The organism is Microbacterium petrolearium, assembly GCF_054782875.1.
Genome location: NZ_BAAGRQ010000028.1, coordinates 1 through 12,082, shown reverse-complemented (window position 1 = coordinate 12,082; position 12,082 = coordinate 1). Strand labels below are relative to the sequence as shown.

Genomic DNA, 12,082 nt, shown 5'->3' with positions numbered 1-12,082 from the left:
GGCCTCGTCGCCTCGCCGCCCGCATCCCGCACCATCCAGGCCGTCACCGCCCACACCGGCCTCGTGAAGTACACCTGCCACGAGAACCCCACCGGCCCCGGCTGCTGACCCCCGCGAGCTTGCTTGAGTGGAGCCACTGCGGCATCGACTGGTTGCTGAACGAAGCGGCCGGAGGCCGCGGAGATGAAGCGACCACCGCAACGCTGCGGCGGCAGGATCGATTTTCCCACCCCATCGGTTGCTGAACGGAGCGCCGCAGGCGCGGAGATGAAGCGACCGCTGCAACGCTCCATGGCACGGCCGGACCAGTCGCTCCCACCCCATCGGTTGCTGAACGGAGCGGCCGGGGGCCGCGGAGATGAAGCGACCACCGCAACGCTCCGTGGCACGGCCGGACCAGTCGCTCGCACCCCATCGGTTGCTGAACGGAGGCCGCGGAGCGGCCGGAGATGAAGCGACCACCGCAAGCCTCGCCCACCGGCTGAATCCCTTCTCCTCTCCTGTGGACAACTTTCCGCGAGTGTCGTACGTTTGTTCTAGTCTCGAGTCATGGAAACCACTCCTCCGCTCGAGTCCCGTGACCGCGACGCACGCGCCGTGGTCGCGGACGCGCGGGCGCTGGTGGCGGGCCTGCGGTCCCGGGTGGCGCACGCCTCCGACGCGGACCTGGTGGCCCTGGCCCGGGAGGCAGAGGACCTGGGTCGTGTGGTGGATGCGCTCCGGGTGCGGGTGGCCGGTGAGGTCGATGCCCGCTCGGACCGGTCCGGGGACGACCGGCTCTCGGCGAGGTTCGGGTGCCGTTCCGCGGTGGAGCTGCTCGAACGGGCCACGGGTGCGTCGCCGGGGGCCGTGAACCAGCGGATCCGTCTGGACTCCCACACCCGCCCGAGGGTGTCGCTGTTGGGTGAGGTGCTGCCGGCGGCGTTCCCCGTGGTAGCGGTGGCCCTCCGCAACGGGGTGCTGGGGGTGGAGACGGCCCGAGTGATCACGGACACCCTTCACCGGGTGCGGCGGCACGGTGCGGCCCCTGCCGAGCATGTGGCCGTGGCGGAGCAGCAGCTCGTCGCCGCCGCCACCGGCCGCCCCACCGCCGAGGACCTCCCCGAGGGTGAGACTCCGGTGCCGGTGACGTTCGCGCAGCTGCGGATCCAGGCCGACGCCTGGGCGGCACGGTTGGACCCGGACGGTGCCGAACCCGACGCGGAACGCGCCTGCCGGAACAGGTCCCTCACGCTCGGCACCCCACGGGATGGGCTGGTCCCGATCCGGGGTGAGCTGATGCCCGAGACCGCCGCGGGGTTGCAGCGGATGTTCGACGCGTACCTGAACCCCGCCGTCCACTTCACCCCCACCGGGTCGCTCGGTGACGGTCTCGGTGCGGATCCCGAGTCCCGAGGCTCGGACGACCCGTGGGCCGGGGATGAGATCGTCCACGACCCCCGCACAGCGGCGCAGAAGCGTCACGACGTGCTCACCGCCGTCATCCACACGGCGGCAAAGGACTCCGACGCGCCGAAGCTCGGAGGTGCAGCACCGACGCTGCTCGTCACCGTCACGGATGAGGCGCTCACACACGGCGGCACCGCTCGCCTCGAGGGCGCCGACGTGCCGGTGCCGGTGTCGGTCGCGCACCGGATCGCGTGCACCGGGGCCATCCAGAAGGTGTTCCTCAACCCCGAAGGGCGGATCATCCGCCTCGGCACCCCGGAACGGGTGTTCAACGCCCACCAACGCCGGGCGATCACCGCCCGAGACGGCGGGTGCATCATCCCCGGCTGCTCCATCCCCGCCGGGTGGTGCGAGATCCACCACGTCACCGAGCACTCCCACGGCGGCCCCACCCACACCGACAACGGGGTCCTGCTGTGCTGGTGGCACCACCACAACCTCGACCGCTCCGGCTGGCGCATCCGCATGAGAAACGGCGTCCCCGAAGTCAGCGCCCCGGCCTGGATCGACCGGCACCGCACCTACCGGGCCACACGACCACCCCACCGCACCACCCGCACCCCGGCACGTGCACGAACACGACAACGCGGCCCCACACGACGCCCCGAACCCGGCTGATCCTGCACGTGCAGGGTTCGAGCCGGGAGCAGGTGACCGGTCACGATGCCGTGAGAGGCACGGGGCGGGCCGGGCTTATGCCCGCCCCGTGCTCTCACGAGCGATCACCGCATGGCGCGCCACGATCTGCTGGGGTGCCGCATCGGGCGCTTCGATGCGGGCCGTGATGCGGGCGATCGCCTCTCGGGCGATGAAGGGCAGATCGAGCGAGACGGTGCTGAGCGAGGGGCGCGCGTACCGCCCCTCTTCGATGTCGTCGATGCCGATGATCGCGATGTCCTCCGGAACACGGAGCCCGGCATCGAACACTGCCCGCATGGCGCCGATCGCCAGCAGATCGGAGTAGCAGAAGATCGCGTCAGGGCGCCCCTGACCGGCGACGAGTCGAGTCGCGATGGCGTAGCCGTCTGCTCGGCTGTAATGCGCAGACGGGCGCAACAGGCTCGGGTCCACGGCGAGGCCGGCTTCGTCGTGCGCGAGGACATAGCCCGCCGTTCGCTGCCGCGGAGTCTCGTACTCCTCGTCGGGTTGCGCCCCGATTGCGGCGATCCGGCGCCGACCGAGCGCGATGAGATGCGCGACCGCATCGCGAGCGGCGCGCAGGTTGTCGATGGCGACGTGGTCGAAGCGGCCGTCGAACTCGTGCTCTCCCAGCAGGACCAAGGGCGTCGAGCGCGGCTGCTTCATCTCAAGCAGTTCCTCGCGGGTGACCAGAGGGCTGAAGATCAGACCGTCCGCCAGCATGGTGCGGTCCTCCCCGAGGAGCAGTTCGCGTTCACGGGCGTGATCGTTCCCGGTCTGCTCGATGATGACGTGGAAGCCCTCATCAGAGGCGGCGGTGATGACCTCCGCGGCCAGCTCGCTGAAGAACGGCACCTCGATCTCGGGCACGACGAGCGCGAGCACGCCGCTGCGTCCGGTTCGCAGCGTCCGCGCCACCGGATTGGGGCGGTAGCCGAGCTCCTCGATCGCGCGCGTGACGCGTTCGCGCATCTGGTCGCTCACGTGGGCGTAGCCGCTGACCACGTTCGACACCGTTCGGATCGCGACACCGGCGTGCTCTGCGACATCACGGAGAGTGACTGGCATGCCGACAGCATAGTTCTTGCAACGTGTGCAAACTCGGCGCTATGTTTGCAGACGTTGGCAAACACAAAGGAGTGTGTCCCCATGAACGACCGCAACACCCGATACGCGGTACGCGCCGCCGCGATCGCCGTCGCAGCCGCCTCGACGCTCGCCCTGACCGGCTGCGGCCCGGAGACCGTGTCACCGAGCGCGACGGACAGCGACCTGCTGCAGGCTCCCACGGAGGAAAGCCCGAGCGGCGAGATCACGATCTGGGATCGCTCCGGTGATCTCTTCGAGGTGTTCGAGGGCGCCATCGCTCGATTCAACGAGGTCTATCCCGACATCACCGTCCATCACGAGGCCGTGGACATCGACGCCAAGCTGCAGAACACGCTGATCACCGGCACGGACGTTCCCGATGGCGTGTTCCTCGACGACGCGAAGGTCTCCAGCTACACCGACTTCCTCTGGAACCTCAGCGACGTGCTCGAGCCGTACGCGGACGACATCGCGCCGCAGAAGCTCACGGTGAACACGAGCCAGGACGGCCTCTACGGCGTGCCGTTCGACCTGGATCCCGGACTGCTCTGGTACAACGCGACGGCGCTCGAGGCCGCCGGTGTCGACGCTGCGGCGATCGAGACATACGACGATCTGCTCGACGCCGCGCGCGCCTACAAAGCGTACAAGCCCGAGGCCGGCCCGATCCACCTGGAGCAGTCGACGTTCCTCGGCCAGCTGCAGCTGGAGATGTACGCAAACCAGCTCGACACGTCGCTCGGCGACGAGAACGGCGAGCTGCGGCTGGACTCCCCGGAATACAACCGGATCCTCACCTTCCTCGACACTGTGAGCCAGGAGGGCCTCGGCACCCGCGCGGAGTACCTGGACGCGACGGACGTGGCCGAGCTGGAGAACGGCAACCAGGTGTTCTATCCGTGGTCGATCTGGTTCAGCTTCGCACCCCAGCAGCTTCTCACCGAGACCATGGGCGACTGGCGCGCGATGCAGCTTCCCGCGTGGGACGAGGGCGGCGCCCGAAGCGGCGCCATGGGAGGCTCCTCGTTCGTGCTCCCCAAGGCGGGCGAGAACTCGGAGCTCGCGTGGCTGTTCTACGAGTTCCTCATGTTCGACGAGCGCGGCTACACCGCGGTCTGGGGTCCGAACGACCTCTACCCGGAGGGTCTGACGACCTCGATCCCGAGCTACCTGCCGGCAGCCGATCCGGACGCTCCGCTGTTCGAGCCGTCATCGGCGCTCGGCGGGCAGGACCTGTGGTCGGTCGCAACCGAGGCAGGCAGCAACATCCCGGCGGCGGGGCCCATCCCCACCTGGTGGACGGGAGCCGCCGACTACCTCGGCACCAACCTCCAGCGGATGCTGGACGGCGACCTCTCACCCGAAGAGGTCCTGTCGCAGTCGACGGAGCAGATCCAGACGAACCTGGTCGACCGCCGATGACCGCCGTTGCCCCACCCGCTCCCCCCTCCACATCGAGACGACCGGGCCGCGCATCGGCGCGATGGCGCAGGCTCAGCGCGCCGTACCTGTTCGTGCTGCCCTTCGTGGCGCTGTTCCTGGCGTTCAGTGTCTATCCCCTCGTCTACACGCTCCGGCTCAGCTTCACGAACTGGCGCGGGTCGGGCGCGGCGGAGTGGGTCGGGTGGGGCAACTACACGTATCTGCTCACCAGCCCAGGATTCTGGAGTTCGCTCGGGAACTCCGCGGCGCTCTGGCTGCTCATCGTCCCCGTCCAGATCGTCGTCTCGGTCCTCCTCGCGGTGCTCCTCAACTCCGCGATGATCCGGGCGCGCGGCATCTACCGGATCGCGTACATCGTGCCGTTCGTGACGCCGCTGGTCGCCGTCGCGCAGATCTGGGTCGTGATCTTCGATCAGAACTACGGCGCCGTCAACACGGTGCTCGGCAGCGTCGGCCTGCCCCCGATCGGGTGGCTGACGACGAGCGAATGGGCCAAGCCCACCCTCGCGCTCCTGTTCCTGTGGAAGACGACAGGCTTCATCGTGATCATCCTGCTGTCAGGGCTGCAGTCCATCGACGCCTCGCTCTACGAGGCGGCCTCGATCGACGGGGCACGGCCCCCGCGTCAGCTCTGGAGCATCACGGTGCCGCTGCTGCGACGCACGATCATGTTCGCCGTCGTGCTGCAGACGCTCGCGGTCTTCCAGATGTTCGCGGAGCCGTTCGTGGTCACGCAGGGCGGCCCGTACAACTCGACGACCACCGCCGGCTACTACCTCTACAACAACATCACTCGGGCAGACCTCGGCACCGGAGCCGCGAACTCGTTCCTGCTCGTGATCATCGTGATGGCGCTGTCGCTGCTGTTCGTGCGACTGCTGAGGGCGAAGGACTGAGATGCACGCCACCATGACCCTGCCCCGCACCGGCGCCCCTGCCCCTCCGCCGACCTCGCCCGTCGCCGTCCGCGAGAGGCAGCGACCTCGCGACCTGGGCAAGCAGATCCTCGCGCAGGCATTCCTCATCCTCGTGCTCGTGCTGTTCCTGGCGCCCGTCGTGTGGGCGATCCTGTCGGCGTTCAAGCCCGCCAACGACATCATCCGCCACCCGCTGCTCTTCGATCCGACGACGTTCACGCTCGACAACTTCGTCCGGATGTTCCATGACGTCCCGCTGGCGCAGGGCTTCCTGAACACGGGCATCGTGCTGGTGATCAAGGGCGGGATCACCCTCTTCTTCGCGCCGCTCGCGGCATATGCGTTCGCGAAGTACCGGTTCCCCGGCAAGAACCTCATCTTCGGCGCCGTGCTGATCACGCTCATGCTCCCCGTGATCGTGCTCATCATCCCGCTGCTGCTGGAGATGAAGGAGCTGGGCTGGGTGAACACCTACCAGGCGCTGATCCTGCCGGGGGCGATCGACGCCTTCGCGATCTTCTGGATGCGCCAAGTGATCGCCGCGGTCCCCGATGAGCTGCTGGACGCCGCCCGCGTGGACGGCTGCACGGAGTTCGGGATCTTCTGGCGCGTCATCCTGCCTGTCATCCGTCCGGGCCTGGCCGGCCTCGCGGTCCTGACGATCATGAACATCTACAACGACTTCGTCTGGCCCGTCGTCGCGGCCAGCACCGATCGGATGGCCACGCTCCAGGTCGTGCTGTCCACCCTCGCGCAGAACATCACCGGCAACCGTGTGGGCGCCGACTACGCGACCGTGACAGGCGAGCTCCTGGCGGCCAGCTCGGTCGCGCTCATCCCGCTTCTCATCCTGTTCATCGTGCTGCAGCGGCACTTCATCAACGGCATCCTCGCCGGCAGCGTAAAGGGCTGATCCATGACACTGACCTCCCCGCGGGCGACCGCTCTCCCGGCGCCCTCCAGCGTCCCGATCCCGCGCGCGGAGTACCCGCGGCCCGACCTGGACCGCTCCGCGCGGTGGCTTCCCCTCAACGGCGTCTGGCAGTTCGAGGCCGACGACGCCCCGGACACGATCACGGTCCCGTTCGCCTGGGAGTCGGCCGCCTCCGGCGTCAAGCGCGCGTGGCTCGAGCATGGCACCTACCGCCGCCGCATCGCCGTCCCGGAGGGATGGGGCGACGCACGGCTGATCCTGTGTTTCGGCGCCGTCCACCACCGCGCGATCGTCCGCATCGACGACCAGCTCGTCGGCGAGCACGTCGGCGGCTACGAGTCGTTCGAGATCGACATCACCGACGCCCTCGCGGGCAGGGCGGAGGCGACGCTCAGCGTCGAGGTGTTCGCGCCGGCAGACAAGCGCGCGATCCCGCATGGGAAGCAGCGCTCGATTCCCCGCGACGACTACGACGGCGTGTCCTTCACGCCGACTTCGGGCATCTGGCAGAGCGTCTGGCTGGAGGGGCGAGGTCGCACGTACGCCTCTCGTATGGCGGTGCGCGGCGACAGCCTGCACGGGTTCGACATCGATCTCGGCGTCGCGGGCGACGCCCCGGGGCACGCCACCGTCACGGTCACCGTGCTGGGAACCGACGACGAGGTCACCGTCCGCTCGGACGCGCTCGGTCGCGCCTCGGCGCGCCTGGACCTGCGCGAACCGCGGCCGTGGTCGCCCGCGCAGCCCCACTTGTACCGCCTCCAGGTGATCACGAGGACCGAGCGCACGACCGACACCGTCGTCGTGACCGCGGGCCTGCGGCGAATCGAGGCCAGAGACGGAGCGCTGTTCCTCAACGGGGAGCGCCTGTACGTGCGCGGAGTGCTCGATCAGGGCTACTGGCCCGACACCGGTCCGACGGCGCCGACGGCCGAGGCGCTGCTTCACGACCTCGACCTGGCCGCGAACCTCGGGTACAACCTCGTCCGAAAGCACCTGAAGTTCGAGGAGCCGCTCTGGCTGCACGAGGCCGACCGGCGCGGGATGCTGGTATGGGCCGAGCCTGCATGCCCGAGCCGATACTCCCCCGCCGCCGCGGCGTCCTTCGCCGCCCAGCTGCCGGCCATGGTGGAGCGCGACGGCAACCATCCCAGCATCGTCATCTGGGGGCTGTACAACGAGGAATGGGGCCTCGACTGGGACATCCCGGGCAGCTCCGCCCGGGCCGCGGCGGCGAAGGACGCCTACGAGGCGCTCCGCGCGCTCGACGACTCGCGCCCCATCGTCGACAACTCGGGCTGGTCCCATGTGAGGACCGACATCGCCGACTGGCACTACTACGAGCCCGACCTCGGCACCTGGCGCGATGCGGTCGCCGGACTCGCCGGCGGCGAGCGCACGAGCTTCCCGGTGCGCCTCGGTCCCGACTTCATCGTCGACAAGGATCTCTGGGCCCGCCCGGAACTCGCGGACCCGTCACTGCCCCTGCTGAACAGCGAGTACGGCGAAGGCTTCACCAGCTTGGAGCGCGGCTGGCACCTGCGCTGGGAGACGCAGGAGCTGCGCCGTCACGACAAGATCGCCGGGTACGTGTACACCGAGCTCGCCGACGTCGAGCACGAGATGGCCGGCCTCCTGACCGCTCACCGGCACCGCAAGGACATCGGCGGCGCTGATCCCGCCGACATCAACGCCGAGACGACGCTCGTGATCGATCTCGTCCCTCTCGCGGCGGGAGCGGACATCCGACCGCCCCACGCCGCGTTCCCCCTCGCCGTGGCGATCTCCCACCACGGCGCAGATGCGATCCGGGGCACCGTGCACGCGTGCTGGATCGCGGCGAACCGGCCGCTCCCCGCAGCGCCCCGCCCCGAGGCTGCGCGCTCCCCGCTCGTGACGGCGGAGCCGTTCCGACTCTCCCCCGAGACGACCGTGCACGTACCTGCACATCCCGGACCGGGGCGGCTGGGCCTGTACTTCGTCGACATCTCGGGGGCGGTGCGCGCACGGGCGTTCATCGACGCGGCCGAGGTGGAGCCGCCGAATCGCCGCGGTGCGCGTGCCGGCGAGTTCGTCGGCTGGGAGCAGCCCGGGCTCCCCGACGAGTGAACAGAACGCCCCTCGACCACGCGAAAGGACGGACACCTCCCGATGACATCGCTGCGCGCCTCCGCACAGGACGGCACCTACCCGCGTCCGCTCCTTCTGCGCGAGGAATGGACCTCTCTCGACGGCACGTGGCGCTTCGCCTATGACGACGCCGACGCCGGCCGCCGGGAACGCTGGCACTCCGACTCCGCTGCCGCCGTGTTCGAACGCGACATCGTGGTGCCGTTCGTTCCGGAGTCGGCCGCCTCCGGCATCGGCGACACCGCCTTCCACCCCGTCGTGTGGTACCGCCGCGAGTTCCCCGCGACGCCCGGTGCCGGCCGCCGCGTGCTGCTGCACGTCGGCGCCGTCGACGACACCGCGGAGGTGTGGGTCGACGAGACGCACGTCGGTTCGCATCGCGGCGGCCAGACCTCGTTCACGATCGACATCACCGATGCCCTGCGGGAGGGAGCGACGCACTCGCTCGTCATCCGGGCCGAGGACGACCCCACCCAGAGCGAGTACCCGCGTGGCAAGCAGGATTGGATGCCGCGGCCGCACGACATCTGGTACGAGCGCAGCAGCGGGATCTGGCGGAGCGTCTGGATCGAGGAGGTCCCTGACACCCACATCATCGGCTCGACGTGGACCTACGACCCGGTGCACGGGCGCGTCGAGTTCAGCGTCGAGCTGAACCGGGCACCGCTCGAGAGCACCGCGCTGCGGATCTCGCTGCGGTTCGGCGACGAGACCCTCGGCGAGCTGACCGCTCCCGCCTCCGGCGATCTCGTCCGCGGCACGATCGATCTGCCGACCCTGCGCAACGCACAGCACCGAGAGAAGTACCTGTGGAGCCCGGAGAATCCGCGGCTCCTCGACGTGTCGCTCGTGCTGGTGACGGCCGCCGGGACGTCGATCGACGAGGCGGCGACGTACTGCGGGCTGCGGACGGTCGGTGTCGACCGCGGCCGGTTCCTGCTGAACGATCGCCCGTACTACGTGCGCTCCGTCCTCGAGCAGGGCTATTGGCCCGAGAGCCACCTCACCGCGCCGAGCGTCGCGGCGTACCGCGACGAGGTGGAGCTCATTCGAGACCTCGGCTTCAACGCCGTGCGCATCCACCAGAAGACCGAGGATCCCCGCTTCCACTACTGGGCAGACCGGCTGGGACTGCTCGTCTGGGGCGAGACCGCCGCGCCGTACGCCTACAGCGACCGCGGAGCCGCGGCGCTGGCCGCCGAATGGAGCGAGATCGTCAGGCAGTATCGCGGGCACCCGTCGATCGTCACGTGGGTGCCGGTCAACGAGAGCTGGGGCGTGCAGGATCTGGCCCACTCGCCGCAGCAGCGGTCGTTCGTCGCGGCGCTGACCGCACTGACCCGCGCGCTCGACCCGGATCGTCCCGTCATCAGCAACGACGGCTGGGAGCACGTCGACAGCGACATCCTCACGGTCCACGACTACACCACCGACGCAGACTCGCTCGCGGCGAACTGGGGAGACGACGCGCGAACAGACGAGCTCATCCGCACGATGGCGCCGAACGGCCGACGCCTGCTCCTGGCCCCGGATGCCGTGCCTGGGCACGCGCCGCTCATGGTGAGCGAGTTCGGCGGCATCTCGTACGCCACCGACGACACCTGGGGATACGCCACCGTCGACAACGCCGAGGACTACGAGCGCCTCGTCGGCGATCTGTTCCGAGCACTGCGATCCAGCAGCCGTCTCGCGGGCTTCTGCTATACGCAGCTGACCGACACGCTGCAGGAGGCGAACGGACTGCTCCACGCCGACCGCACGCCGAAGCTTCCGCTCGAGACGCTGCGCCGCTTCATCGCGGGCTGACATGGCGGGCGGGCCTACGAACCCGCGAGCGCTCCCGGGGAACAAGAAAACCCCCGCCGGAGCGGGGGTTTTCTCAAAGCTGGGGTACCTGGACTCGAACCAAGAACAACTGAGAGCCGCCTGGCACGTCTGGGCGAAGCCCCGAATCGGTGGAGTTCCCCGTAATTTCAGGGATCTCATGGGGTCGAGTCTACCGCGAGCTACGGACAGCTACGCAGTGGTTCGGGCTGATTCGCGCCGCTCAGGAGGGTTTCTGGTCACCAATCTGGTCACCGGTTCTCGATGTCATCGAGCCGTTGGACGGGCACGAACGCGGCGAGCGGTTTCGGATCTCTGGTGAGGTCGTACTCGCGCAGCAAGGCGATGTATCGGCGCTTGTCGATGTCCCAGTCGTACGTCTCTGCGATCGCCTCCGCGTCTTGCGCGGCGAGGAACACCAGGTCGGCGAGCAGTCGCGTCGTTCGCCCGTTCCCGTCGACGAAGCCGTGGATGCGGACGGTCTCGGCATGCACGGCGATGCCGAGTTCGCGTGCTGTCCAGCCGTCGGTGTGCTCCCACCGGTACCGGATGTTGTCGAGCGATCCGCGGAACTCGACGGCGATGTGCTCGGGTTCGACGCCGATGTTGAGATCACGCCTTCGGTATCGGCCTGCCCACGTCCACAGGTCTCCGTAGAGCTTCTGATGCAGGTAACGGAGGAACGCGTCCGTGAGGATATCGGCGAGCACGAGTCGCCCGTCGGCGATGTCATCGAGCAACGCGATGCTGACCTCATCGTTGATCGCCTGCTCGGCCTCGTAGAGGTCGATTTTCTTCGGCTCATCGCCGAGGATCTCACGAGCCTGTGGGGTGAGAGCGTCTGCTTCTTCCGGGTCCCACGGCGTTTCGCCGTAGCCGGGATCGACACCCATCAAACGCGCTGCTTGCGCGCGGCGAGGAAGCGCTCGACCCGTTCAGAGCGAGTGACACCGACCGGCACCGACCTGTTCTCCAACGCTGCCGACGCCCGCGTGGAACGCAGAGCGGCACGATGAAGCGCCTCGCGAGTGACGTCCTTGCGCTTCATATGCTCACCTCCGGGAGAGCAGGATCGACTTCATTCTATCGTGCCGACTCCCTCCTGGTGGGGCCGCGGGACTTGACCCCTGATCTTGGACACGCTGATTCCAGCACGATGCTGGGGAAGCGAGAATCCGAGGGATGGCAAGGAAGAACTACACGGACGAGTTCCGGCGGCGGGCTGTCGACCTGTTCGAATCGACGCCGGGCGCGACGCTGAAGGGCATCGCGGGCGATCTCGGGATCTCCCGCGATGCGTTGAAGGAGTGGGTCGAGCGGCTGGGCTCCGGGACCACGACGGCGGGCTCGCAGAGGCGGTCCTCGTCGGCTGGGCGGCCGGAGTCGCAAGCGGCGCGGATCGTACGGTTGGAGGCGGAACTCGCGGCTTCGCAGGCGGAGCGGGTCAAGCTCGAGACGGAGCGAGACATGGCGGATTCAACCGGTGGTCGCAACGAGTTCTGTGAACTTCTCCGATGGTGTCAGATAGCCGAGCGTTTTGCGTGGTCGTCCGTTGAGCGAGTCCTGGATCGCGGTCAGCTCAGCGCGGGTGACGATGCTCAGATCGGTGCTCTTCGGCAGGTACTGGCGTAGCAGTCCGTTGGTGTTCTCGTTGCTT

At 68.6% G+C, this 12,082-nt stretch carries 9 protein-coding genes and 1 pseudogene; 7 read left to right on the top strand and 3 right to left on the bottom strand.

The genetic code is table 11. The features are described 5' to 3' along the window. Positions 1-549: 549 nt before the first annotated feature. Positions 550-2,067, top strand: coding sequence for an HNH endonuclease signature motif containing protein (locus tag ACYVJ0_RS13115; protein ID WP_460818282.1), 1,518 nt, complete (start codon positions 550-552; stop codon positions 2,065-2,067). 75 nt (positions 2,068-2,142) lie between these two features. On the opposite strand, the gene ACYVJ0_RS13110 is transcribed toward ACYVJ0_RS13115, so the two are convergent. After that, a complete protein-coding gene (locus ACYVJ0_RS13110) occupies positions 2,143-3,156 on the bottom strand; it encodes a LacI family DNA-binding transcriptional regulator (protein WP_460818280.1) in 1,014 nt (337 codons plus the stop codon). Positions 3,157-3,237: 81 nt separating this feature from the next. Here ACYVJ0_RS13110 and ACYVJ0_RS13105 point away from each other — a divergent pair, with 81 nt between their 5' ends. The 5 genes from ACYVJ0_RS13105 to ACYVJ0_RS13085 all read left to right on the top strand — a co-directional run bounded on the left by ACYVJ0_RS13105 (position 3,238) and on the right by ACYVJ0_RS13085 (position 10,407). After that, a complete protein-coding gene (locus ACYVJ0_RS13105; RefSeq protein WP_460818279.1) occupies positions 3,238-4,599 on the top strand; it encodes an ABC transporter substrate-binding protein in 1,362 nt (453 codons plus the stop codon). 92 nt (positions 4,600-4,691) lie between these two features. Beyond that, positions 4,692-5,516, top strand: a complete 825-nt coding sequence (locus ACYVJ0_RS13100; RefSeq protein WP_460818278.1) for a carbohydrate ABC transporter permease — start codon at positions 4,692-4,694, stop codon at positions 5,514-5,516. Between the two features lie 13 nt (positions 5,517-5,529). After that, positions 5,530-6,450 (top strand): carbohydrate ABC transporter permease, encoded by a 921-nt coding sequence (locus ACYVJ0_RS13095; protein WP_460818276.1) that lies wholly within the window; start codon positions 5,530-5,532, stop codon positions 6,448-6,450. A gap of 3 nt (positions 6,451-6,453) precedes the next feature. Next, entirely contained in the window at positions 6,454-8,580 is a 2,127-nt protein-coding gene (locus ACYVJ0_RS13090; RefSeq protein WP_460818275.1) for a glycoside hydrolase family 2 protein, read from the top strand. Positions 8,581-8,622: 42 nt separating this feature from the next. Continuing rightward, a complete protein-coding gene (locus ACYVJ0_RS13085) occupies positions 8,623-10,407 on the top strand; it encodes a glycoside hydrolase family 2 protein (RefSeq protein WP_460818273.1) in 1,785 nt (594 codons plus the stop codon). Between the two features lie 269 nt (positions 10,408-10,676). On the opposite strand, the gene ACYVJ0_RS13080 is transcribed toward ACYVJ0_RS13085, so the two are convergent. Next, positions 10,677-11,318 carry a Fic family protein gene (locus ACYVJ0_RS13080; RefSeq protein ID WP_460818272.1) on the bottom strand — a complete coding sequence of 214 codons (642 nt, stop codon included), beginning with the start codon at positions 11,316-11,318 and terminating at the stop codon, positions 10,677-10,679. A 289-nt stretch (positions 11,319-11,607) separates the two neighbouring features. Between ACYVJ0_RS13080 and ACYVJ0_RS13075 the strand changes: the two are divergent. Beyond that, positions 11,608-11,835: pseudogene (locus ACYVJ0_RS13075) on the top strand (transposase); the annotation flags it as partial. Positions 11,836-11,901: 66 nt separating this feature from the next. Here ACYVJ0_RS13075 and ACYVJ0_RS13070 read toward each other — a convergent pair. After that, positions 11,902-12,082, bottom strand: a 181-nt coding sequence (locus ACYVJ0_RS13070; RefSeq protein ID WP_460818270.1) for a transposase, incomplete at its 5' end; no start/stop codon positions are given.